Here is a 24,246-nt window from a genome sequence, read left to right as displayed (position 1 = left end):
CGAGGAGAGCCGCTCTCGCTCTTTTAGTAATTTACGCAAACTCCAAGATTTGATCCGGAAAAGACAGGACGGCACGTCGCCCCTGCGCCGCACGTATTTCCCTGATCCAACAAACAGCTCTGAGTGAGGGTTCTCGAGCATTGTCCGTTAGTGCCACCTGGAATGTTTGAATATTGAGGATAATTGATCGTGGTTTGTGGAGCGGCAGTTGTATAGCCCCAGCCATATTGCCACGTGAAGAACCAGCCTTGGTAAGGCTGAAGAAGTTGCGTGTTTACGCAACCAAGTCCCATAGTCGCATTGTAAATCGGTTGATAACCTGCAGGACAATTACAGAAACCGTATTGATTGAAGTAGTTCGTGTAATCGTAAGCATAGTTATACATTCCCGGATAGGGAATGAAACCGTAGTACTGGGTGTACCCAGTGTTATTGCAATACGCTTGACCGTTGATGCAACTCATTCCCAGCGGTGTTGTCACCGTTGTTGTTGTCGCACCATTGTCATTCCCTTGGCATGCTGCCAAGAAAAGCGCAAAAATGAAAAACACCAGCCTTTTCATCGGGGGCTCCTTCATAAAAAAAATCATTCAACAATGAGACAGAATCCAAGTTCTATGCCTTATGAGGAATTCTCCTGGAGCCCTTATATTCGAGAACAAGGGCAATTTTTCCACTCGAGGTGCCCCTTTTGGTCACCCTGCGCCGCAAAAGGATAGGCAGCGAAAACCGTATTTTGAAGTTTTTAGGGGTTGGCAGTCAGCACCTTTGTCTTTACCCTTAAAGAGTATGATTCGAAGGGAGTCGATCATGAAGTACATGGGATGTTTGATGGCCTTTCTTTTGGCCGTGCCCGCGATCGCAGCGGTGCCTGCACAAAAAACCAAGCCGACAGCGGCTTCAAAAATTCTTTCTGGTGAAGGCGTGAGCTTCGGCGGTCTTGCTGGAACAGGATTCACAATGATGGATCTTCGTCGCACAGCGGACACAAAGAAAAAAATTGAGCGTGTCGTGATCGACGTCGGTGATATGAACGGCGGAGTGATTCGTGGCTGGCCCGGTTACTACTATGCGGAGCTAAAGAAAAATCCACAGCGCTTGGTTATTGATTTCGCACAAATGCCAAATGCAAACATTGATCAAACGCAAATCGCATCTCGCTTCAAAGGTTCGATGGCAGTGATGAAGTCTGCAATGAGTTTAGATCCTGTCGACAGCTCTTTGAATCTGACTTTGGATTTAAAACCCAACACGAAAGTGCGTATGTACCAAGTGGCTGGCAAAAAAACGACGAGCAAAGTCGTTATTGATTTGATTACGGAGTAAAAGGCGATGTTTCGCTTTTTGCTTCCGCTCCTGATTTTATTTTCTTCCAGTGCTCAGGCGCGTGTTTTTGATATCAACAAAGAAACTTTCGCGGCGTATTTCGCAGTCTCCGGTGGAGGTTCCCAAATCGGAACTTCCGCAGTGGACGGTGAAAGCGGCAGTGGTATTAGTTTCAGTGGTGGCTCCAAATACAATTACACAGGAGAGTTCGGATTTCTTTACTCTCGTCGTTTTGCGAGTCTTCGTTTTGGATTTGAAATTTTAAAACCGTCAGCGCTGGAGTCGACCGCCAGCAACGGCACGTCGGATTTGTATTCTGCAAAAAGTGATATCTTGGGTTACGTTCCGAAACTCACTTTAGAAGTGAACGTGCATGGAACCAATGACAATCGTTCTTTTATTTCTCTGACGGCGGGTTCTGCGAGTGTCACGATGAAAAATGATTACGTTCTGACAGCAGCCGGGCAGGCCGCGTATGCAGGAGTGGCCGATCACAGTGTGGAAGCCAAAGGATCAGGAACTTTGTTAGGCGCCTCTTTGGGGTATGAAGGCATCATGACGGACACAACAACGGTTGTTGTTGAGTTTGGTTATCGACAATTGAAAATCGACAATTTGAAATACTCTAAAGATGTCACAACTTTTTCTGGTGCAAAAACCAGTGGAGATTCCGTGTTGACCTCCTCGGGTAACCAAAGAGATTTGGATTTTTCCGGTGGATTCATCTCGATTGGATTTCGCTTCTACATGTAGTGTCCAAATGGGGCCGTCTGAGCCCCTGGACAAAAGTCTTCCAGACGAGAATGTGCGCAAAAATAAACCAAAATTAAGATATCCTAGCTGAGCTTCAAGGAGTGACAGCATGAGCGTTTTGTATCGTCTGAAGGGGCTTGAATATTCTTATCTTTGGAATAAACAACAAGTTCCCGTTCTTAAAGGTATCGATCTTGAATTAGAAAAAGGCTGTTTCACTTGCATCGTGGGTCCTTCCGGCACAGGAAAGACAACGCTTTTAAATCTCTTGGGATTGATTGACACACCTTCCAGCGGTCACATCGAGTTTTCCGGCGAAGACGTGACACACTTAAATGAAAACGAAAAAGAACAAGTTCGTTTGCATAAAGTCGGATTTATCTTTCAGGCCTTTTATTTGATCCCGACTTTGACGGTTTTAGAAAACACGTCTTATTTTTTGCCTTCTTTGGGTTACACACATGCAAATGCTCAAAAAACGGCGATGGAGACTTTGGATCTTTTAGGTCTTGCGGATCATGCAAAGAAAAAACCTTTAGAACTTTCCGGTGGTCAACGTCAGCGTGTGGCGATTGCTCGCGCCATTGCGAAAAAACCGGAAGTGGTTTTGGCGGATGAGCCGACGGCGAACTTGGATTCTGTCACGGCCGAAAAAACCATCAATGCTTTTAAAGAATTACAGAAAGCCGAAAACACCAGCTTTATTTTTTCGACCCACGATTCTCATCTGGTCAGTTTTGCTAAATCCGTTTATCGCATGAAAGACGGACAAATCGAGGGGAGAGCGTAATGTTGGAACTTATTAAAATCGCGTGGCGCAATCTTTTTAGAAATCCTCGCAGAACGCTCGCAAGTCTTTGCACGGTGGCTTTAGGAGCTGCAGGTCTTTTGATTTATCAGGGGTTTAATACCGGAGTTATGAATCAATATCGTGAAGGTGTGATTCACGGTTACTACGGGCATGGCCAAGTGTTTCCGCCGAATTACTACGGTAAAGTGCACGAACAACCTTGGAAACTTTGGTTTGAAAATCCTGAAACGGTGGAAGAACAAATTCGTTCTTCTTCGGAAGTCGTGCAAGTTTTCCCGCGCGTGAGTTTTTATTCTTTCATCGTTAAAGGTGGAATCACTCTGGGCGGTAAAGGGGAGGGTGTAATCCCTGAGCGGGAAAACACGTTCTTTACGTCAATGAACTTTATTGCGGGAACCGATCTGCAACATCCTGATCAGATTATTTTAGGTAAAGGTTTAGCAGAAAGTATTGATGCGAAGGTTGGCGACACCGTGACGTTGCTAACACAAACAGTGAAGGGGCAATTGAACGGAGCAGATCTCACTGTGGCCGGGATTTTCTTTACCGGTAAGAAAGTGATTGATGACTCTTTCTATCGTGTGGATTTAAAACAGGCGCAACAACTCTTAGATACAAATCGCATTGAGATGTTTTCTTTGGCAACAAAAGGTGTTGGTGTTTGGGAGAAGGCGGAAAAAGAAATCCGCACGGCCAATCCTCAGCTGGATCCGATTCGTTTTGAAATTCTTGATAAAAACTATTATCAAAACTCAGTGGATTTTCTGCATGCGCAATTTACTTTCATTCGTTCTATCATTCTCGTGATCGTTGCGATGGGGATCTTTAATGTGATCTCTGTGGGACTTCTTGAAAGAGCGGGAGAGATGGGTGCTTTGCGCGCTAACGGTGAAAAACGCAGCCGTCTTTTTAGAATTCTTTTGGTTGAAAACAGTCTTTTGGGAATTTTGGGTGGCTTCTTGGGAATTTGTCTTGCGGTTTTGGTCGATAAGACATTGCTGGTAAAGGGGATTCCAATGCCACCAGCTCCGGGAATCACTCGTCAGTTTGTTGTGTTCTTGGATATTATGCCAAGCCACTACACTCAAGCTTTGTTGTTACCAATGATCGCAACGGTGCTGGCGAGTTTGTATCCGACAATCAAACTTTTGAAAAAATCTATTCCGGAACTTCTGCGCTCGACTTAGTTATTCGAGCGACATTGTTCCGTCGGATTTAAATTTCTTTACATTGTTATTAAACTGATCGGCGACGAAGATGTCGCCGTTGCTGTCAGCATAGATTCCGAAAGGCTGGCGGAAGTCTACATTTGTGAATTCAGAAACGTAGTCGCCGTTACTTTCATAAACTAAGATTTTGTTTCCTGTGGCGTTGGCAACATAAATGCGCCCTGTATTTGGATCGGCAGTGACTCCCAATGCCGTTCCACCAATAGTTCCAGGTCCTGCATCACCAAAGGTGTCAATCACGGTGCCAGTTGCATTGAGACGTTTTCCAATCGAAGTTACGCCGTTAAAATCCATGATTAAAATACTTCCGTCAGGTTGACAGGAAACCCCAATAGGAATGGTGTATTGTCCTGCCGCAAATGAAGTGGGAACTCCCGTTGAAAGAGGAAGTTTGATCAATCCTCCTCCGCCTGCGTCGGCGATAAAAAGAGTGTCGTCTTTATCAATGGAAAGACCATAAGGTGTGGGGGCCGAGGGCACAGCCAGAAAACCCTGAGCATTTCCATTGAAATCAAATTTAAAAACTTTGCCGCCGTTCATGAAGTCAGTCACGTAGATGGTATTGTCGCTAGAAATAGCAATCGCTGTGTAGTAGGAACCTGACGTATTTCCAAACGTCGTCTGCCATTCACCTTTGGCATTGAACTTATGAATGCCATTGCCGGAACTTACAAAGAAGAAGCCATCTTGAGACCGCGTGACACTGAAAGGATTTGAAATCAGCTTTTTATACTCTTTATGAAAAGCTCCGTCTGCGGCATTGTAAAGAACTAAACTGTCGCGATAGGCAAGATAGTAAAAGCCGTTGTACCTGGTGACGGACATAGTATTGCTATCGTACGGGGCTGATCCACGTTCTGTTCCGTCGCGTGACCATTTCGGAGTGCCACTTCCGTCAAAGGCGGTGAACCGTCCTTCAGTACCCATCCGCTCCGTCAAAACGAAACTTCCGTCAGTGTCGCGCATGAGACCAGTGACGATTCCATTGGTAATATTCCTGGGCCAAGTGAATTTGGAATTAAAAGAGCCATTCGCATTAAACTTTTGCAGACGGTTTGTCCATACGTCTACGACATAAACGGTTCCATCCGTTTCTACAAAAAAGGAATGTGTGCCATTGATTTCTCCGTCATTAGATCCTTGAATAGAACCGTACGTCGTTTGCAGCACTCCGGCAGCATTGTATTTACGAATCTGGCTGAATACGGAAATATAAATAGAGCCATCGGCCGCAACATAAGGATTTTCAGGGAATGCCACGGCTCCGCCGCCTTCGTCTGTGTACGTGATCACTTCGCCAAGAAAATTACCATTCATATCGAATTTTCTAACAAAGCGTGTGTCGTTGGGATTCGGATCATAGGAGCCGGTAATATAGATGGTGCTGTTGCTATCAACTGTGAGTCCGGTAATTTGTGATACACCCGTAGGAGTGAATCTTTTGAGAAGAACTCCGGCGTCTGTCGTGACGTAAATTTCATCGCTAAAAGAAACAAAGACGAAGCGACCCGCAGGGCCCGCTGTGATGTAGTTTTTAAATTCACCTGTAAAGGCAGGATCGCCTAAAGGGAATTGGCCTTTGAGAGTGGTCTTACCTGGTGATTCAGAGTTGAGATTTTTAGATCCTCCGAACATTTCTGCGTTGATGGAGCAGGCAGATAAAGCGAAGGAAAGGATAATCATTGTGAGGAAATTCAGCGACGTTCCGTTAATCATTCATACTCTCTAGTTCGGGTTCTTACAATTTTTCGGGAAATTGCGAGAACCCCTAGAGAGTTGAGAGCCTTATTATGAGGTCTCTCTATTTTTATTGTTTCCGGCATGTTCCGGAAGCGTGCTAACTTCTCAAGCTGAGATGAATATATGAACTATTTGTCAGAATTTTCGACGTGGCTTTCAATGGCCTTCTTTGCCACGGTACCAGTGATGCCGACCCACTCAGGAAGAAAAAACATAAAGAAGAGATACACAATCACGGAAAAAATCGACACGGCACCAATACCAAGGATGATCCAGCTTTCCATAGGTCACCTGCCTTTCACTGGTTATTATAAGGCGAAGATGGGGAAAGGGGTAGAGACTCACTTCTTGAAGGATAGCACAAACTTCTCATTTTCTTTCCAAAAATGAAGAATTATTGCTAGGATCAGGCAGGAGAAAAGTCATGGCGACCCAGAGTCCGAACAAACTAAAACTTCATCCTATGCAGGCGTTCGGCGTTGTCGGAAACCTGCAAACGCCGCTTCGAATTCAAAGATTTGAAGATCGTTTTGAACCTCTGGTGCCATTTCCGCACAAGCACAGTTTTTATCATTTGGTCATCGTGACAGCGGGGCGCGGATGGCATGAAATCGACTTTCAAAGATATCCTATCGAAAAAGGTCGCGTGTTTTTGATGAAGCCGGCCCAAGTGCATTCGTGGGCCGTCGACAAAAACTCCAAAGGATTTGTGATCGAATTTGAAGAAGATATTTTAAGTTCCTTACCGGCCTATGCACCGAAAATAAAACATCTGCTCAAAAACCTGTCGGATAGTTTTTTAGTAAAATCCAAAACGGATTTGCTGAACTTGCAAAATCACTGCGAATCTTTACTTCGGGAATACGAGGCAAAACAACGAGACTATGAAATGGCGCTTTCTCTGTCTTTGTTTTTGCTGCTTATTGAATTTTCGCGTTGGAGTGAATTGAAAGAATCGACAATGCCTTCTGTTGAAGGATTCGCGACAAGGTATCTAAATCTTGTTGAGGACAACTATCGCTCGCAGCATGAAGTGGAGTTCTACGCAAAGAAACTCGGTATGACGGCGAAAGCTTTGACAATGAAGATAGCTCGAGCGACAGGACGCGCGGCACGAACACTGATTCAAGAGCGCTTGATTTTAGAAAGCAAACGTCTTTTAGCCTATTCGGATTTGTCTATCACGGAAATCGCAGAAACCTTGGGCTATCAAGACGCCAATTATTTTTCACGGTTTTTCCGAATGAAAACGCAAAAAACTCCCGTTGCATTTCGACAGTACGCAAAGAAGGTAACTTAAAATTTCGCAATATTTCTTGGTAAAGTTCTTCCAAAAAGATCTGAGTGTGGTGTCACTGCAAATCGTCAACTCCCTAGACAGCGGTGCCAAAGTGACGATTTACGCAGCATTCTAGAGCGTCAGTTCTAATTTGTTCATGTTTCATCCTGAGTCGTGGTAGGTACGGTACTTGCTCTTCCGAACTATCGGAGTCAAAAAATTATGAGAGTGTCCGTTCTTATTAACTCAAAAGCAGGTTCTGTGAATGCAGAACTCATTGAAGCGAAGGTGCGTGAATCTTTATTCCGCTGCGACCTTCGTTTCTGCCGTCCGCAGACGCTGACGGAGATGTGTGACTTCCTGCATGAGGAAAGAGCACAAAAGACAGACGCGATCATTATTTGTGGCGGTGATGGCACTATCAATGTGGCCTTACAATGTTTGATGAAATGTCAGGATCTTACTGAAATTCCGCCTATCACCATTGTGCGTTCGGGAACTGCCAATGATTTAGCTCATGAAATTGGAGTCTCTCATCGTATTGATCATGCCGTTCGCAATATCTTTGAAGGTGTTGTTAAAAACATCGATGTGATCGAAATCGGTTCGGGAGATCTTAAGAAATACATGCTGACAAACGGAGGTCTTGGACTTCCGGCGATGGCGGCAGAACTTGCCAATAAATTTAGATCGAATCTGCAAAATCTGGCAAGCTGTCCGAAAACGGCGAAAGCTTTCCGCTTCCTTGCAGAGAAAAGTTATTACGCTGTTAAAAAAATGGGACCGAGTGTGTATTCCATGATGACCGCAGAAGCGATTCGCACATGGAATCCGGACGGGTGGGGTCTAGAAATTTCCATTCCTGGTAAAGTGAACGTGGAAACGTCCTCTCCCATCGTATTGATCAACAATCAACAAAGCATTGGTGCGAGCTTTTTGCCAGCTCCCTACACTTCAAATACCGATGGAACTGTGAATCTGCTTCTTTCGGAATCGAGAAACGCTCCCGAACATACATTGGCTGCTTTGCATATTCGTCGTGGTAGCGTAGAAAAGTCTCCTATTTTCAAATCATTTGAACTTAAAGAGTTCAGACTAAAGAGCCAGAACCCAGGTCGTTCTTTGACTTTTTTCGGGGATGGCGAGATCCTGCTCAGAGATGTTCAGGAGATTTCTGTTCGCTGCATACACCGCGGACTTCCTGTCATGGTAAGACAATAACTGGAGGTCTTCGTTGACCAGACCGCGCATCCTTGTAACCGGAGGCACAGGTTTTCTCGGGAAAAAAGTCATTCCTCTTCTTCGTGAAAAATTCGAAGTGGACGTGCTTTCCCGATCGGGCAAGACAGAAGTCCAGGGCGATCTCACTCAGTGGAACGCAGGGCTCGATTTCGATTCTCTTAAAAATAAAAAATATTCTTTGTTTCTTCATATGGCAGGTCTTTACGATCTGACCGCTTCTAAAGTCGATTGTTACCAGCACAATATCTCGACCATGGGCACAGCACTGAAAGTCGCTGAAGCTTTGAACATTCCTTTTTTCTTAAGTACAAGCACTGTCGCTGCGGGAGTGAACTCAAGCCTCACTTCTGTAAAACCATTTGATTTGAATTTTTCAAAACCGTTTCCTGATGCCTACTCTGAATCCAAAGCGTTAGGAGAGCAGGTTCTGCACAACTGGCCCGTACAAAATGTCAAAGGCCGTATCAATCTTCGTTTGGGCGTTTTAGTCGGCGATACAAAGACGGGAACCATTGAACGCATTGATGGACCTTATTATGCCGCCGAAGCTTTCAAGAAAATCAGAACGGTGATTGAATCTATTCCCACAGCAGTGCCACTTCCAGGAAATCCTGACGTGCGCTTACCCTTGGTTCCTGTGGATAAAGCGGCAGCGGCTATTGTGAAATTCTGCGAGTGGGCGTTGACGGAGAAACCTCAAGGTTACTTAAGTTATCATGTCACTCCCACCTATGGGTTGGGCGCTAAAGAATTTTATATCTCTGCTTTAAAGAACCAAGCCATTCCTCACAAGGGTGTCGTCTTGGTCGATCAAATTTCAGAGGCGTTGATTCTCAAAGTTTCAAAGTTTCTGGCAAAGTTTCCTGAAGAAGAACTTTATTACCTGATGAACTTCCCCCTTTATGACACGCAAACGACGCGTGAAATTCTAGGGGAGAACTGGTGTCCTGAATTTAAAGAATACGAACAAACTTTCTGGAGCGGTTATGAAAAATTCGTATCGGATCGCTGAGATTAGTTTTGGTCGTCCTCATTGGGATACGGCTTATGAATTTGATTTTGAAGGCAAACACTTCGAAGTTCAAAGATTCAGTGCGAATTTTTCTGTTGAGACCGTTCGCCGATTGATTGAAACCCTTCGCAATCAAGTCGATGCTTTTGCGTTAACAAGTTTGCCACCGGTGATTAAGCTGGATCAAAAAAGTTACGTGCATCGCCAGTATTTGGAAATCATGGGCATTCCTTCACCCGTGCCTTTGTGTGACGGAACGGGCTTGCGTGAAATCGCCAATATTAATTCTTTAGTAAAACATATCGAAGCGGGAAGCATTCAGCCTGAGCGTGGCGTGTTTTTCCCTTCTGCTGTTTTTTCTACAGAGCTTGAAGAATACATCCGCGATCGTTACCGGAAGTCGGTTTACATTGGGGATGCTTATTCTCTTTTGGGTGTGCCTTGGTTGATTCAACCTTTTCCGGGATTGATGACTCTTTCCAAATTGGTTCTCAATGTCGCCAACTTTAAAGATCTTCGTAAGAACACACCGCTGGCCGAAACAAAGCTGCAAAAAATGAGTCGCTCTACTTTGGCGGCCCAAGTTGAAAACATCCAGTATGTTTTTTGCGATCTTCCTTTTCTTTTGCTTTTTGATACAGCGACAGAGTTTGTGCGTGGAAAAGACCTGGTGATTTGGTCTTCGCATCCGTTGATGGAGGAAGAAGCCCGCAAGTTTTCCCCAAGAAGTATCATCAATCTTTTCCCTGAGAACTACCGCATTCATCCGTACATGAACTATTCGGTTTTGGATGCGACCTTGCGTTTGTCCCATGGAAGAACAGCTCCACTTTCTATTGAAGAGTGGGAGCAACTCATTACTGAAGATACAGAGATTCGTCAGACAGCGCGGAAGTATGTGATGACGAAAAAAACTTCCACGCAGATGAAGATTTCTCAGGGAATGAACAACGTTAAGAGTAAAGTTCTACGCCGTGAAGAACCCGACTTTGCTTTTGTCGTTCATGCTCTTTCGCATCGAGATATTCTGCGCGCGCCAGGTTTGTCGATGTTTAAACACATGCCGAAAGAGTGGAATGATCCGTTCGATCGCATGTTCGCAAAAACGCCAAGTTTCGTATACGGTCATATCAAAAATATTATCAGCGAAGAAACCGGACAGCAGATCAACGGTATTATTTATGCTCTTCCAGCGACTCCGAAAGTTTTAAAAACCACGGACCCTGAAGTGATCTATAAAAAGATCGAAAGTATTTGTTACGATGCTGCCAATCGCGGTGCAAAAATGATCGGCCTTGGCGCTTACACGAAAATTGTTGGTGACCAGGGAATCACGATCAATCAAAACAGTCCTATCCCAGTAACCACAGGAAACAGCCTAAGTGCTTCGGCTACCTTGTGGGGATTAAACGATGTCGTTAAAAAAATGGGTCTTCTTAAGAATGATCCAGAGACAGGTTTGGTTGACGGTATGGCGATGGTCATTGGGGCCACGGGCTCCATCGGCCAAGTGTCAGCGAAACTTTTAGGATTGGTGTTTAAAAAAATCTGCCTTGTTGCTCCTCGGATGGAACGTCTGTTGGAACTCAAAGCTGCGATTGAAAAAATGTCTCCAAAGTGTGAAATCACGGTGACCACTGACGCCAATGAACTGGCGGGTGAGGCTGACGTTCTGGTGACGGCCACTTCGGCGATAGATCACAAAATTGTTGATGTGATGAAACTAAAACCGGGAGCCGTGGTTTGTGACTGTTCTCGTCCTTTGGATTTTGACATTGATGACGCGAAAAAACGTCCCGATGTCTTGATCATTGAGTCAGGTGAATTGATTCTTCCGGGACCTGTGCAGCTTACGTGCGACATCGGTCTTCCTGGCAATACGGTCTATGCTTGTTTGGCAGAGACAGCCCTTTTAACATTGGAAAAAAGATACGAAGCATTCACCATGGGCCGCGATATTGAGTGGGACAAGGTGAAGCAGGTTTACAAAATGGCTCAACGTCATGGAGTTCAACTGGCGGAGATCCAAGGACACACAGGTATTATTACCGACAAAGAGATTGAACTCACAAGGCAGCTGGCTTTATCAAAAAGAAAAAAATAGGAGATGTCATGAAGACGTTTTTACTTTTGTGCGCGTTTGCGTTCTCCGTTCAAGCAAGGGCTCAGGAAAATCCGGAAGAGTGGCTAAAAAAGGCCGACAATATTCGTAATCCTTCCGCTTCTTACGAAATGAAAATCAAAGTTGAAACGTCTGAAAACACATCCGTGTTTCAAGTGTATTTAAAAGGCCAAGATAAAACCTTGATCGTGACCAAAGAGCCTGCGCGCGATAAAGGTCGCAATATGTTGATGCTCGACCGTGATTTCCATGCCTATGTGCCGAACTTAAAACGTTCCATGCGTTTGTCCTTGGCGCAAAAACTTTCGGGGCAAGTGGCTAACGGGGATATTTCAAGAACTCGCTGGTACGGGGACTATACCGTCACAAAAGAAGGTGAAACGGCAAGCGAAGTGCAGCTTCTTTTAAAAGGCAATAAAGACAATCTCACTTATGCCTGGATTCGTCTGTGGCTTAAAAAAGGCTCCTTTGAACCATTGCGTGCAGAGTATTTGGGGCTGAATGGTAAGACCGTTTTAAAGCGTGCTAGTTTTGAAGATTATAAAAATATCGCAGGTGCGATGCGCCCCGGCACTTTGAAAATCGAAGATACCAATAAACAGGTCAGTTACATCCGTATCCTGGGAATGAATAAAAAAGACTACCCTGATTCTTTCTTTACAGTTCGTAATATGGAAAGCATGAAGTAGTGCGTTTCGGCGTTCTCCTTTTTCTTTTACTGAATGCGGTCATCGCGCGCGCAGACCTCACGGGTGCTGCACGCTATGACTATATTCAAGGAAAAGAAGAGGAGCTTGCCAACCGCTTGGTCGTGAAATCTAAATTGAACTCCAATGTGGGACCTTTTGGAATTTTTGTGGAAGGTTTTGGCGAGTTTGAGGGAAATGAAGATCAGGCTTTCATTCGTAGATCTCCTTCGCGCGGATACCTTCAAGAAGCTTATTTCGAATTTAAATTAGAATCGTTCTTTGTTCGTGTCGGAAGACAAGCTTTGCGTTGGAGCGAAAGTTGGACTTTGCCGTCTTTGGACGTGTGGACGGGCCGTCGTTTTAATCGTTTGTTTTTTGATCCGCTTTCAGATCAGTTAACACATTCCACGGGTGCCTCTTTTTCTTATGCGAAAGAAAACTTCTCGGTGGAATTAGTTGGTATTGGGGAGCTTGCTGAAAATTTTTATCCAGTTCCTATTCCTGAAGCGGAAAACGAAAAGAACACAAGTTTCGGTGGCCGGGTGAAATGGAATATGGGGGGCTTTGGCTTTTCAGCTATGAGCGCCCAAGTTCTTAAGAAGTATTTTTACGGCTTTTCAGGAAACTACGCTTTTGATACCGCCGTGCCGAAGTTTGAAGTGGGTTATATGAATGACACCACTCCAAATTTGCCAGTCAAACGCGATCAAATGTTTGCAAATATCGGCTGTGATTTATTTTTAGGAAACTGGATCATCCTGCCGCAGATCAGTTATTTTGAAGTCAACGGGCTTACTGAAAACGAAGCACAAACGGCTTTTTATATGACGGCTCAATGGAATCCTAATCGTCATGATATCCAAATGCAGGTTTATCAAAATCCCAAAAGTAAGGACGCTTTTGTGAGCGCAAGCTATGGATACAACCTCACAGATTATTTTACGGCATCGGCTTTTGTGCAAAACTATGAAGGTCAACAAGGCCTTTATAAAATCTACGAAGACATCACAGGGGGACTTGTGATGGGTGTGCGTTTTGAATTAACCGGCAATTTAGCATTTTAAGGAGTACGTGTGGCAAAAGAATACTTTTCAGATTTGAATTACACTTTGTCGAATGAAGACACACGCATTGAGTTTGACCTCTTACCCGAAGGCGCAGAACGGGTTTTCAGTATTGCGGGCTCGGGCGCACGCTGTTTACCTTTGATTGCGAAAAATCCCAAATACTTAGACGTCATTGATATGTCGGTGAGCCAGCTTTACTTATGTGAACTGCGCTTGCAGGCGATGAAGACGCTCACTTACGAAGAGTATCTTTTTTTGATGGGATATCGGGGCGCCCTTCAAGGCGGAAGTGATTCCGGCGATGACCGGGAGGTTTTATTTAACAAGCTGACATTGTCTTCCGAAGCCAAGTCCTATTGGGTTGAGCGGAAAGAAGGGTGGAAGCCACACGGTTTTATTCTGCTCGGCCGTTGGGAATCTCACTTTCAAAAGTTGGGATACTTATTTAGAGAAGTTCTGCAATGCGATTTCAGCAAAGTCTTTGAGGCTCAATCACTTAACGAGCAAGTTGAGCTTTATGAAAAATACTGGCCAAAAATTCGTTGGAACAGTTTTATCCGTGTCGCAGCCAGCGAATACGTTTTTAATAAGTTTTTATATAAAGGACATTTCTCTGGAAAGTCCGAGCATAAGACGGAGCAGCGTTCTCCGTCGCAGTTTATTATGGAAGAATTCAGTCGCATCTTTAAAACGCAATTGGTGCGCAAAAATTATTTCATGCAGATTTTGTTTTTAGGAAGAATCGCTTACGAAGAAGGGCTTCCGCTGGAAGCACATCAACACATCGTTGAAGCTGTTAAAAAATCGAAAACCGAAATCCGTTATTTGAACGGAAATCTTTTGGAGCATTTGCCTCAGCATCCGTATGATTTTATCTCTCTGTCAGACACGATTTCTTATCTTGACGGCAAAGATGCAAATCAGATTTTGCAGAAACTTTCTAAAGACACTAAATCCGGAAGCCAAATGGTGATCCGTTCTTTCATGCGTGCTCCCACAGCGATCGACGTCACGGGTTGGAAAGCACTTGCTGATAAAGATCTGTGGGCCCAAAACAAGGATGGCACGGGTGTTTATCAATTTCACATCTTCATGAAGAGCTAGCCGAAGAGAGGGCAGATACTTACGAAGATGACGGTTTTGGCGTCGCGGGTCGCTTTGTATTCTAGAATTGTTACATAATTGAGACAGAGTTTGTTTCATCCTTAGTACTATTTAAGAGTCTCATTTTGAAACTCAAGGGCCTTTTAAAAAATACCGATATTTAAAGGGTCATGAACAAATGGGATGTTCGTAAAATCAACATTTTAGCGCCACTTTTACTATTTCTTGTCGGATGCTCCGACACGACTCCGTCGGTTTCTATTCTTCGTTCCATTGAAGGCTTTGATTTTGTGACGACAGATGTGGTGACTGCAAGCATGCACTCGGTTCCGTTGCAAGCGAATTGTTCTGCGTTTGTTGGGCAAGTAGAAATGAGTTTTGATGGGGGAGCCACCTGGTTGCAACCCACAGCTTACGATCCGTCGGCAAAATCAAAATGTGAAAACGGTGCTTTTGCCGTGACACTGACGAATACAAAATCACCATGGAGCGGAATGAGTTTTACAAATGGCCAAGTGGTCTCCGTAAAATTTCGCGCGCTTCCGCGTATCGGCAGTTGGATTTACCGTACTGTGAATGTGAAATATTCACCATCGACACCTGTTAGCCAAGAAATTCTCGCGGGCTCACAAACACAGACGGGAACGGGATTGGTTTTGCATGGACGTGTACGTTCGCAAAATCAACATGTTGCCAGTGGCGGCAGCTTTACTATTAAAGGAAGGATTGCTCAATGAAGTTAATTCTTTCTTTAGTCATGATGATCTTTGTATCTCAAGCGCATGCGGTGGCAACTTCGCCCGGTTCACTTTTTACTTATGAAGGTGTTCTGACGGACTCCAGTGGTACACCGATCACGACACCACAAACGGTGACCTTCCAAGTTATCTACGGAACTTCTTGTATTGCGTACGAGGAAACTCAACCAATTTCGCCGGGCTCGCAAGGTGAATTCAGTGTTATTGTTGGAGCGGGAACAAGAACTGACACGACAACGAATAATGCCACCCGTATTTTTGCTTCTTCCGGAAGTCTTGAGTGTAGTGGAGCGAGCTCCGTCACTGTAAGTGGTTTCGCAACAAGATCATTGCACATCAAAGTTGGATCGACAGATCTCACGCCTGATGTTGTAATTGGCAATATTCCTTTTGCTATTAACTCTCAGAAGCTTGCTGATAAAGGTCCTTCGGATTTTGTTCAGACAAGCGGCATCGTCACACAAGCGGCCATAGAAAATCTTTTGAGTGGCGGTACTGTCACGGGGGTCACTGCCAGCGCACCTTTAGTGTCCAGTGGCGGAGCAACTCCGAATATCTCTATTGCTCCAGCCAACACATCGACAAACGGTTATTTGAGTTCAGCAGACTGGAATATATTCAACAACAAACTTGGAACGTCGACGTTATTTGGTGGAGACGTCACTGGTCCTTATAACAACGTCAGTGTAGATAAAATAAAAGGGACTGTTATTTCGGCCACAAATCCCACGATAAATCAAGTTCTTCAGTTTGATGGCTCTCAATGGGTTCCAGCCACGTTACCTGCGGGAAATTCAGGGACGATCACAGGTGTCACTGCAGGAACGGGACTGACCGGTGGTGGAACTTCTGGCAGTGTGACATTGAATGTAAATGTTGGAACTGGTGCGAATCAGATTGTCCAGATGAACGGCGCTGGAAAGCTTCCAGCAGTAGATGGTTCACAGTTAACCAACGTCAATGCAGTGACGGCGACAACAGCCTCAGGTATTTCTGCTACAGCAGTTATTAATACCAGTGGAAATATTTCGACAACGGGAACTTTGTCAGCACCGACGATCACGAATACAAATATTTTTACTGATAATATTTATGTTCGTAGTCCCGCGGCAGGTGGAAATCAAATCCAAATCACAGGACCCTCAACACCGATTAGTGCGAACTACGTTTTAAGATTACCGAGCGCCTTGCCTACCACGGGAACCCAGGTTCTAGCCTCCGACACCGCAGGAAATATGAGTTGGGTTACGCAGGCAGCGGGTGGAAGTTATATTACCGCATTGACTGGTGATGTGACAGCTTCAGGTCCTAACTCCGCAGCGGCAACAATCACGACTGGTGCTGTGACAACGACAAAGATTTTAGACGGAACTATTTTAGTTGCGGATCTTAATAACACCGGAGTGAATGACGGTACGGCGGCCATTGTCGTCAAAGACGGCACGGGAAAGTTTTCTAATTTTTCTTGTGGGACTGCAGGAAATGTCGCTACCTGGACATTAGCAGGTTGGGTGTGTCAGGCACCCTCTCCTCTATTACCAGTTTTAGCCAGCGGTAAGATTTGGATTGGTGATGGAACAAATGTGGCCGTTGCTCAAACAATGTCTGGTGCGGCGACAATATCTACGACGGGTGTTGTGACTCTGGCCAATATGCCTGCGAATACTTTGAAAGGTAACAACACGGCGACGGCCGCAACACCAACAGATATTACGATCTCAAGCTTACAAGGAACAACAGCAACAACTTTCGCTGCGGGTAATGATTCTCGTATCACAGGAGCTTTGCAAAATTCCGGTGGTGCAATGACAGGTATGCTGACTTTAGCGCCAGGAACGACGTCACTTTCTCCAATGAGAATTCCTGCGGGCACCTTGGTAGGAACTGCAGTCAGTGGAAATATTGAAAGCGACGGAGCAAATCTTTATTGGACAAACAACTCACCATCAAGACAAAAACTTGCAAGCTATATAGGAACTGCTGCAAACGGACAACTTTTGATTGGTAACGGAAGTGGATTTACTTTAGCGAACATCACTGGTGGATCTGGTATTACAGTCACAAACTCTGCGGGAGGAATCACAATTGCAGCTTCTGGTGGTGGCGGTGGAACCGTCACGAATGTCTCTAGTGCAAATGGGGATATTTCTGTTACATCACCAACAACGGCTCCTGTGTTGACATTAAATTCAACAGTGACTGGGGGAAGTGCCAGCTTTGCCGGTAAGATTCCAAAACTTGATTCGACGGGATTAATTGATTCCACTCTAATTCCAAGTTTCGATGCTGGAAAAATAGTGAGTGGTACTCTACCGATAACTCGCGGTGGTACGGGAGCAACGACGGCAGCTGCGGCGCAAACAAATTTGGGTCTTGGTACTGCGGCAACTAAAAATACGGGTTCTGTTTCAGGTAGTGTGCCGTTGATTGGTGTAAGTGGTATCACGAACAACTCAATGTGTACTTCAGATGGAACGGGCTCTGTCATCTGTAATACCGCAATACCAGTAAGTTCTCAGTGGGCCACGTCGGGTGCTAATATTTCTTATACTGGGGGGAATGTCGGGATCGGAACTAATAGTCCCGCAGTTCCTTTGGATGTGTTAAGTACAACGCCTGTCGGATTAAGTGTAAAGAGTGCGTCGACGTCGTTTTCAGGAATGAATATCGTCGATAGTGCGGGCACTGCCGTTTACTCTTTGAGAACTTACGGTACAGGAAGCGTATCTCCAGCTCCTGGGTCATTTGCCATTGTGAACGGACCGAACCCAAGACTTGTCATTGATCCAGCAGGTAACTTGGGTCTTGGAACGAACACTCCGGGGCAGCCGCTGTCAATTTGGAATGAATACAACGGCACTAGCAGTTTCGGTGCAAATATTGATTTGCGCACTTATGGCGGAGCCTCACTCATATATGGAGCTGGCTCTGGAGGAACGCGGGCTGCACCTAATCCTCTTGTAGCTAATAATACTCTCTTAATTCTTTCAGGCGATGGATATGATGGAACCAATTGGCCAAGTGGAAAAGCCACTATCAGTTTCAAAGCCGCAGGGACATGGGGCGGATCGAGCACACCCACTTATATGACCTTTAATACAACTCCGATTGGAAGTTTGGCGACTGCAGAAAGAATGCGTATTGATTCAAATGGTAATGTGGGAATCGGTATAACAAGTCCGGGTTATACGCTTCATGTGAATGGTCCTGCTGCGGGAACATCGGCATGGCAAACAACATCCGATAGACGATATAAGAAGAATATTGAGGTATTGCCAGGAGCCTTGGCGAAAATTCTTCAACTCAGAGGTGTTTCGTTCCAATGGAGACAAGAAGATTTTCCATCTATGAAATTCATGGATGGTAATGACATCGGTGTTATTGCTCAGGAAGTAGAAGCTGTTTATCCGGAAGCAGTGACAACAGGAACTAACGGTTATAAAACGGTTGGCTATAGTAAGCTCGTTGCTCCACTGATTGAATCTACTAAAGAACTTTATGGCATGTGCAAAGCCAATGAAGAACAAGTTAAAATGCTTGAAAGAAAAATTGCGTCTTTGGAAGAAGCGGACAGCAAAAAAGAAAATCGCATCCGGACTCTTGAGAGTGAAAATGAAGAATTGAAAAAAGATCTCAAGATGATCAAAGAAAAGTTAGGTCTTCAATAATTAGCATCTCGCTCTGAGACTCCCTCATCTCATACTCGAACGTTGCTCCCAGATTTCTTTAACAACATTTACAATTTTGTTAAACTTATAGGTAGAGATTAAAGAGGGACGTTGTATGGGAAAATCACTATTTATCGCGGCACTTCTATTTTCCTTGTCTGTACAGGCAAAGAATCAACAAGATGACATTCGTTATAAAAAAGGGACGTTAAAAAAGATTTCCTGTTCTTTCTCAGGAATTAGTCGCACGAATACGGGTTCCTCTGTGGGGTCGATAGATTTTCCTGTAGATCCGGCAAATACCGTATGTGATCCTCTTTCAAATAACTCCAGTTCCTCTCCTGAAATGGGTCTTTTGGGTAAGCTTATTCTGCGCACGCCTGAAATGGGTACGAAGGTGAATAGCGTTTTGGATTATTTTAACAAAGGCCAAAAGCTGGATCAGAATTTGTATTTTGCAGACGTCAATGTCCCCACACGTCCTTTTACTGAAGGGTTCTCAGCACAAAATGGTGACGTTCTCACGGATTCTCAAGGCAATAAGTTGATTGAAAACTTTGCGATTGAATATACGTCTGTTTTAAAACTCACGGATGCTGATAAAGAAGGTGACTATGAAATCGCGACGTTGTCGGATGACGGCTCCCGCGTTTTCATTAAAGAAGGTGATAAGTGGAATGAGTTGATCAACAATGACGGCAATCACTCGACTCGCATGGGCTGCCCTTATCGTACGATCAATTTGAAAAAAGATTCTGAAGTGCCCTTAAAAATTCTTTACTATCAAGGGCCTCGCTATCACATCGCCAACGTTCTTATTTGGAAACTTCATAAAAAAGCGCACTCCTGGAAAGAACCTTCGCATCATTCTCTTTGTGGTATTTCGACCAATAACTTTTTCTTTAACTCTAGCAATGGCAAAAGAATGCCGGCTATGACTATTCTTGAAAAGACTGGTTGGAACGTTGTAGCTCCAGGCAATTTCAAAATGCCTGAAAGACAGCAAAATCCTTGCGTTGAAGAAAAATTGGCTATCAGCGATTTCCAAGTGACTTCCGCTGTGGCGCCGAATGCCACAATCACATGGAAAACCACAGTTCCCGCAAGCAGTCAGCTGCATATCGTGAATATCTACACAGGTGAAGAGATCTTCACTCAGGTGGATAATAATCTTCTCACAGATCACACCGTGGAAATTTCCGGACTTGTTCACGGTATCTATTATCAAGTGCGTGCGATTTCGAAAGATGCAAAAGGCAATGAGGCTACGACCGCATTTATCAATTTGCTGCCATAGATTTTTCACTAATTCGGTCTCAGAAGTGTACACAGTTTTGACACTTCTGAGACGTCATTGAAGTCTTTTCACAAGCGAAGCCCAAAAATGTCGCTGATTCTTTAGGTCTTATTGCGGCTGTGATATGAATGCTCCCACTTTAATTTACAAGTGGGGTTGTATGAACCTAAAGCTTTTAGTAGGAGCCTTCCTTATCGTAGCGGGGGCTTGGTCTCAACACAGTAAAGCCTATTTTATCGCTTCAGAACCGGCGCAGATTCGCGCAGGTGTTCCTACGGATGTCTTCGTCGCAGGCTTCGGTAACGATCAAGGCACGCAGTTTTTGAAAGCCGCGATCTTAGCTGCAAAGGTGTCTCGCGATCGTTTCCCACAAAGACAAAGAGTTATTATCAGTGCGGTGAACGAGTCGTTTGAAAATGAGAAAAATATGCTGGCATCAGCAGGTTTTGGTTTCCGCAAGGCCGACAAAGACGACCTTGAAAAAGGCCGTTTGGTTTTAGCTCTTCAGTATTTGAATTCACCTGTGACATCGTTACAGTTCTTTGGTCACGCCAACACTTACAACGGCTTCCGTTTGCAATCTAAGACGGACCGCTTAGATCAAGAAGATGCAGAGTTTCCACAGATCGGAAGCGTACTTGCACCTAATGCTTTCGTTGTTTTCCACTCATGCAACTCAGGATGGCTTTTGGCTCCAGCGGCTGCAAAAATGTGGCGTCGTCCAGTGTTTGGAAGTTTCAATGCCGCTGATTTCCAAGAAATGATGACAGATGGCAAATGGTATTATCATGATGTCGGCCAATATCCAGAAGGTTATAGCCGTATTGGAAATACGACGCGTATCACTCGTGGTAGCATTGAGTGTACAAGTCTTAAATGCATGCGCTTAAAACCTGTGAACGCCGCTTATCAAGATAGCTTCGGTAAATTCAGCAAAGGTTTGGGTTTCTATAAAGTGTTTTCAACCGTTGATAGTTTGATTCCTCAAGCTTTGATTCACTACACACTTTTAGTTCCTTCTGTCACGCCACTTTCTTTGCAGTCGTCACGCGAAGAAGTTCTTTCTGTTGTAAAAGACTGGATGTGCCCTGGCGATAAAAGTGGAAACAGAAGAAATGCCTGTGCGCAAGCCATCGATAACAAAACATTTGAATCCAATCGCACGCTTAATTTCTTCCAAGGTGATGCCGTAGCTTGTACGAATACGACTTGCTTCACGACGGTGAAATGTAACGCCTTTAAAGCGATTGTCGGTGCTGTCCCATGTAAGACTAAAGAGTTAGATGACCAGCCTTCAACCGTTTTCAGTGATCAGATGAAGCAGATCATGAAGGGGCTTGATCAGTTTGAAAAAGGCCAATTGTCACTTTAGTTTTTAACTAGAGATGAAATGAAAAAGGGAGCTTTGTGCTCCCTTTTTTTTATTCTGTCAAAATGCGGATCTCGCCTTTTCCGGCATCAATTCGCACGCGTTGTCCGGTTTTTAATTTCGTCATCAGTCCGCCAGAGACACCGACGATGGTTGGAAGACCCAACTCACGGGCGACAACGGCCGAGTGAGAAAGAAGACTTCCGCGTTCAATCAAAAGCCCCGAGCAAGACGGATAAAGGGGAACCCATCCTGGATCGGTTCTTCCCGTGACCAGGATTTCCCCATTCAATCCTTCTGCGTCTTTCATGTTGTTTACAACACGCACGACACCTTCAATCACACCTGGGCAGCACGGAACTCCGTAAAGTACGTTGGGATCGTCAGATTGCGGAATTTCTCCTCGGAGCAAATCGCCATCGGTAAGAACTTGCGGGAATTTGCAGGCAACACCGGCCGCACCGAAACTCATAAAGCGATCCGGTGGTGGAAGAGATTCTTCATAACCTTTAAACTCTTCTTTACGAAGTTCAATGATTTTACGAAGCTCTAAGGAAACGGCACGACCTTCAATGAAGGCCATGATTTCTTCAACAGTGAGGAGGAAGATATCGCGTTCATTTTCTAGCTGACCCAAGCGAGTGAGTTGGTAGCCGATGCCTCTAAAAAGATGACGGGCAATACCGAAAATTTTGGTACGGGCAAAGCGCAGATTCTCACGGTTGCGAACCGCTTTGCGGGCTTGATTTAGGATTCTAAAATAGAACCAGCGTTTAAATCCCGAAAGTTTTTGATTTACAAGAGCTTCAGCTTTATGGCGGATTTCAAGCTCGCGCTTTTCCATCTCTTCGATGTCGTAAGATTTCATACGCACGTAACTTTGAATGGCGCCAATCGCAAAAGTCGGATCGTCATGAAGATCTTGCGCTTCAAGTTTTAATTCATTGATACAGCGGAAACCGTATTTATCCAGGAAGTCATCGACCTTTGCTTTGAATTCCGGATGTTTTCCATCGGTGAGTGTTTTCCAAGCGATATCAATAGGAGTCGCCAAAACCCATTCGCGCAAAGCAGGGTTTCCTTTATCAACCCAAGCTGCAATTCGCATCAGTGTTTTTGTTGGTTCCGTGGATTCAAGATCGCCTTGACCGCAAAGAAGATCGTTTTGCAAAGAGGCTCCATCATTGCCTTCGGCCACCCATTTTTCTGTGAGTTTTTTAAGAAGACCAAAGAAGACCATGCAAAGATAGTCATTGATGATCGGAGCTTTCCAGTTGCGCAAAACCTCGCCATCCAAATACTCATAGAACTCGCGCAATTCGTTTAAAGACATACCGCGGAAGTTCTTTTTACGGGCGCCATTGTAGGTCGCCGTGAAATGAGTTTGAAACTCAGTCACGATGCTATTGATTCTTAAAAAGCGCCACAAAGTCATCGTCAAAAGCCATGCTTTGTGAGGGGGAGAATAGCGTACAGGTGTTTTCATAAAATCAAACAAATGAGCGAACTCAGGTTTTAATCCCTGCTTTACTCCCATCATTGTTTCCATAAAAGCCTTATTGTCACTGGATCCCGGAAGCATCAAGATCAGCTTGTACCAATTGATCAAGTTGTAATAGATATTTCCGCGAATCAGGCCCAGCATATTGCGGAACATTTTTTCGTTCTTATCAATCAAAGACTGTGGCACACCGATCACTTCGCAGAATTGGATGTACACTTGACGATAAGCCTGGCTGGCGAAGCTGAACGTCAGTGGAGATGTTACACCCGAATAACTTTCAATAATGTTTGAGTTATCCCAAAGAGTGGCTTCGCTGCCATTGATGTGCGCATCGAAGAATTCCTCAGGCGGCAATGAAGTGATAGGACGGGTTTGTACGCAGTAAAGCTTGCCATTTTCAAAAGCCCATTCACAATCTTGAGGTGCTTCAAATTTCTTTTCTAATTCCAAAGCCAGCTTAGAAACTTCTTTTACCTGAGCATCAGTTAATGATGAGGCTTTGACTAAGTTTGCTTCGACATGTGTTTTCACCAATCCCCCTTCAGGGGCCTGGCGAAGAGCTTCGGGTTTATCTACGATATGAGGTTTGAAAGTAAGATCATTACGATGAACTTCGTAGTGGTCGGCGTCAAGCTCACCGCTCACGAGACCTTCTCCAAGTCCCCAAACGGAACTCACCAAAAGATGATCGCGGTCCAGAGCTTTGATTGGATTTCTAGAGAACGCCACACCCGCAGCATCTGCATTCACCATTTTTTGAATGATAACACCCATCGAAATTCCTTTAATTCCGATGTTTCGCTCAATACGGTAGGCAAGAGCTCTCTCTGAAAAAGCTGAAGCCCAGCATTTTTTTAAAGACAATGAAATCGCATCCATTCCTTTTTGAAAAAGGTAAGACGAGAACTGCCCGGCAAAAGAGTTCTGTGCTGAGTCTTCATCAAGGCCACTGGATCGCACAGCCACGAACTGGGTCGTGAGTTGCATTCGCGCAAGATTGGATTCAATTTCTTTAACCAAGGCCGAGGGAATCTGCGCTTTCAAAAAAGCGGCTTCAATATTTTCGGCACTTTTTCCTAATTGAGTCGGATCAATCAGACTGTCGGGATTTAAGGAGTTTGAAGAGATAAATTCTTCATAAGCTTCTGCACTTACGCAGAACCATTCCGGAACTGGAACTCCTTTTTGGGTGAGGCGAGCCATATTGTAGGCTTTTCCTCCGCCAGATTTTTTGAATACGGCAAGAGTGTCTTCAGAAGTAAAAATTCGTTTCATA

The 24,246-nt window shown here is 44.6% G+C and carries 19 protein-coding genes; 15 read left to right on the top strand and 4 right to left on the bottom strand.

Going from position 1 to position 24,246, the window contains the following annotated elements; all coding sequences use genetic code 11:
* Positions 1-23 precede the first annotated feature (23 nt).
* Positions 24-563, bottom strand: coding sequence for a hypothetical protein (locus ACLSSO_RS14930; RefSeq protein WP_340592808.1), 540 nt, complete (start codon positions 561-563; stop codon positions 24-26).
* Between the two features lie 247 nt (positions 564-810).
* Here ACLSSO_RS14930 and ACLSSO_RS14925 point away from each other — a divergent pair, with 247 nt between their 5' ends.
* From ACLSSO_RS14925 to ACLSSO_RS14910, 4 genes are all read left to right on the top strand, one after another.
* Complete coding sequence (locus ACLSSO_RS14925) at positions 811-1,326, top strand: hypothetical protein (RefSeq protein WP_413943288.1); 516 nt, start codon at positions 811-813, stop codon at positions 1,324-1,326.
* Between the two features lie 6 nt (positions 1,327-1,332).
* Positions 1,333-2,079 (top strand): hypothetical protein, encoded by a 747-nt coding sequence (locus ACLSSO_RS14920; protein WP_295905579.1) that lies wholly within the window; start codon positions 1,333-1,335, stop codon positions 2,077-2,079.
* A 109-nt stretch (positions 2,080-2,188) separates the two neighbouring features.
* Positions 2,189-2,869, top strand: a complete 681-nt coding sequence (locus ACLSSO_RS14915; RefSeq protein ID WP_340592805.1) for an ABC transporter ATP-binding protein — start codon at positions 2,189-2,191, stop codon at positions 2,867-2,869.
* The gene (locus ACLSSO_RS14910) at positions 2,869-4,077 is read left to right on the top strand and encodes an ABC transporter permease (RefSeq protein ID WP_413943287.1); all 1,209 of its coding nucleotides are present in this window, start codon (positions 2,869-2,871) and stop codon (positions 4,075-4,077) included. The genes ACLSSO_RS14915 and ACLSSO_RS14910 overlap by 1 nt, the downstream gene beginning before the upstream one ends.
* Here the strand turns inward: ACLSSO_RS14910 and ACLSSO_RS14905 are convergent, their stop codons facing one another.
* Both ACLSSO_RS14905 and ACLSSO_RS14900 read right to left on the bottom strand, forming a co-directional pair.
* Positions 4,078-5,835, bottom strand: a complete 1,758-nt coding sequence (locus ACLSSO_RS14905; RefSeq protein WP_413943286.1) for an NHL repeat-containing protein — start codon at positions 5,833-5,835, stop codon at positions 4,078-4,080. It abuts the gene before it with no gap.
* A 152-nt stretch (positions 5,836-5,987) separates the two neighbouring features.
* Positions 5,988-6,143, bottom strand: coding sequence for a hypothetical protein (locus ACLSSO_RS14900; protein WP_295905585.1), 156 nt, complete (start codon positions 6,141-6,143; stop codon positions 5,988-5,990).
* A 140-nt stretch (positions 6,144-6,283) separates the two neighbouring features.
* Here ACLSSO_RS14900 and ACLSSO_RS14895 point away from each other — a divergent pair, with 140 nt between their 5' ends.
* The 11 genes from ACLSSO_RS14895 (at position 6,284) to ACLSSO_RS14845 (ending at position 21,469) form a co-directional block, all read left to right on the top strand.
* Positions 6,284-7,159, top strand: coding sequence for a helix-turn-helix domain-containing protein (locus tag ACLSSO_RS14895; RefSeq protein ID WP_413943285.1), 876 nt, complete (start codon positions 6,284-6,286; stop codon positions 7,157-7,159).
* 201 nt (positions 7,160-7,360) lie between these two features.
* Positions 7,361-8,359, top strand: coding sequence for a diacylglycerol/lipid kinase family protein (locus ACLSSO_RS14890; RefSeq protein ID WP_413943284.1), 999 nt, complete (start codon positions 7,361-7,363; stop codon positions 8,357-8,359).
* A gap of 13 nt (positions 8,360-8,372) precedes the next feature.
* Positions 8,373-9,392, top strand: coding sequence for an SDR family oxidoreductase (locus tag ACLSSO_RS14885; protein WP_413943283.1), 1,020 nt, complete (start codon positions 8,373-8,375; stop codon positions 9,390-9,392).
* Positions 9,367-11,496, top strand: a complete 2,130-nt coding sequence (locus tag ACLSSO_RS14880) for a dehydrogenase (protein ID WP_295905089.1) — start codon at positions 9,367-9,369, stop codon at positions 11,494-11,496. The genes ACLSSO_RS14885 and ACLSSO_RS14880 overlap by 26 nt, the downstream gene beginning before the upstream one ends.
* 8 nt (positions 11,497-11,504) lie before the next feature.
* Positions 11,505-12,203, top strand: coding sequence for an outer membrane lipoprotein-sorting protein (locus tag ACLSSO_RS14875; protein WP_413943282.1), 699 nt, complete (start codon positions 11,505-11,507; stop codon positions 12,201-12,203).
* Positions 12,203-13,267, top strand: a complete 1,065-nt coding sequence (locus tag ACLSSO_RS14870; RefSeq protein ID WP_413943281.1) for a hypothetical protein — start codon at positions 12,203-12,205, stop codon at positions 13,265-13,267. The genes ACLSSO_RS14875 and ACLSSO_RS14870 overlap by 1 nt, the downstream gene beginning before the upstream one ends.
* A gap of 9 nt (positions 13,268-13,276) precedes the next feature.
* The gene (locus ACLSSO_RS14865; protein WP_413943280.1) at positions 13,277-14,374 is read left to right on the top strand and encodes a DUF3419 family protein; all 1,098 of its coding nucleotides are present in this window, start codon (positions 13,277-13,279) and stop codon (positions 14,372-14,374) included.
* A gap of 170 nt (positions 14,375-14,544) precedes the next feature.
* Positions 14,545-15,111 carry a hypothetical protein gene (locus ACLSSO_RS14860; RefSeq protein WP_295905082.1) on the top strand — a complete coding sequence of 189 codons (567 nt, stop codon included), beginning with the start codon at positions 14,545-14,547 and terminating at the stop codon, positions 15,109-15,111.
* Positions 15,108-18,800 (top strand): tail fiber domain-containing protein, encoded by a 3,693-nt coding sequence (locus tag ACLSSO_RS14855; RefSeq protein WP_413943279.1) that lies wholly within the window; start codon positions 15,108-15,110, stop codon positions 18,798-18,800. The genes ACLSSO_RS14860 and ACLSSO_RS14855 overlap by 4 nt, the downstream gene beginning before the upstream one ends.
* Positions 18,801-18,915: 115 nt before the next feature.
* On the top strand, positions 18,916-20,097 hold the full coding sequence (locus ACLSSO_RS14850; RefSeq protein WP_295899517.1) for a PA14 domain-containing protein: 1,182 nt from the start codon (positions 18,916-18,918) through the stop codon (positions 20,095-20,097).
* A 160-nt stretch (positions 20,098-20,257) separates the two neighbouring features.
* Entirely contained in the window at positions 20,258-21,469 is a 1,212-nt protein-coding gene (locus tag ACLSSO_RS14845; RefSeq protein WP_413943278.1) for a hypothetical protein, read from the top strand.
* Between the two features lie 49 nt (positions 21,470-21,518).
* On the opposite strand, the gene ACLSSO_RS14840 is transcribed toward ACLSSO_RS14845, so the two are convergent.
* On the bottom strand, positions 21,519-24,245 hold the full coding sequence (locus ACLSSO_RS14840; protein WP_413943277.1) for a phosphoenolpyruvate synthase: 2,727 nt from the start codon (positions 24,243-24,245) through the stop codon (positions 21,519-21,521).
* Position 24,246: the final 1 nt, after the last annotated feature.

Origin of the sequence: Bdellovibrio sp. HCB-162 (assembly GCF_047344985.1) — a bacterium.
Classification (GTDB): Bacteria; Bdellovibrionota; Bdellovibrionia; order Bdellovibrionales; family Bdellovibrionaceae; genus Bdellovibrio.
This window is presented reverse-complemented; position numbering and strand designations above follow the sequence as displayed.

Excerpts from the sequence above, each read along its gene's own strand:
- ACLSSO_RS14930 (WP_340592808.1), bottom strand. The coding sequence starts at position 563 with ATGAAAAGGCTGGTGTTTTTCATTTTTGCGCTTTTCTTGGCAGCATGC.
- ACLSSO_RS14915 (WP_340592805.1), top strand. The coding sequence starts at position 2,189 with ATGAGCGTTTTGTATCGTCTGAAGGGGCTTGAATATTCTTATCTTTGG.
- ACLSSO_RS14845 (WP_413943278.1), top strand. The coding sequence starts at position 20,258 with ATGAACCTAAAGCTTTTAGTAGGAGCCTTCCTTATCGTAGCGGGGGCT.
- ACLSSO_RS14850 (WP_295899517.1), top strand. The coding sequence starts at position 18,916 with ATGGGAAAATCACTATTTATCGCGGCACTTCTATTTTCCTTGTCTGTA.
- ACLSSO_RS14920 (WP_295905579.1), top strand. The coding sequence starts at position 1,333 with ATGTTTCGCTTTTTGCTTCCGCTCCTGATTTTATTTTCTTCCAGTGCT.
- ACLSSO_RS14880 (WP_295905089.1), top strand. The coding sequence starts at position 9,367 with ATGAAAAATTCGTATCGGATCGCTGAGATTAGTTTTGGTCGTCCTCAT.
- ACLSSO_RS14840 (WP_413943277.1), bottom strand. The coding sequence starts at position 24,245 with ATGAAACGAATTTTTACTTCTGAAGACACTCTTGCCGTATTCAAAAAA.
- ACLSSO_RS14860 (WP_295905082.1), top strand. The coding sequence starts at position 14,545 with ATGAACAAATGGGATGTTCGTAAAATCAACATTTTAGCGCCACTTTTA.
- ACLSSO_RS14895 (WP_413943285.1), top strand. The coding sequence starts at position 6,284 with ATGGCGACCCAGAGTCCGAACAAACTAAAACTTCATCCTATGCAGGCG.
- ACLSSO_RS14910 (WP_413943287.1), top strand. The coding sequence starts at position 2,869 with ATGTTGGAACTTATTAAAATCGCGTGGCGCAATCTTTTTAGAAATCCT.
- ACLSSO_RS14875 (WP_413943282.1), top strand. The coding sequence starts at position 11,505 with ATGAAGACGTTTTTACTTTTGTGCGCGTTTGCGTTCTCCGTTCAAGCA.
- ACLSSO_RS14905 (WP_413943286.1), bottom strand. The coding sequence starts at position 5,835 with ATGATTAACGGAACGTCGCTGAATTTCCTCACAATGATTATCCTTTCC.
- ACLSSO_RS14890 (WP_413943284.1), top strand. The coding sequence starts at position 7,361 with ATGAGAGTGTCCGTTCTTATTAACTCAAAAGCAGGTTCTGTGAATGCA.
- ACLSSO_RS14900 (WP_295905585.1), bottom strand. The coding sequence starts at position 6,143 with ATGGAAAGCTGGATCATCCTTGGTATTGGTGCCGTGTCGATTTTTTCC.
- ACLSSO_RS14855 (WP_413943279.1), top strand. The coding sequence starts at position 15,108 with ATGAAGTTAATTCTTTCTTTAGTCATGATGATCTTTGTATCTCAAGCG.
- ACLSSO_RS14925 (WP_413943288.1), top strand. The coding sequence starts at position 811 with ATGAAGTACATGGGATGTTTGATGGCCTTTCTTTTGGCCGTGCCCGCG.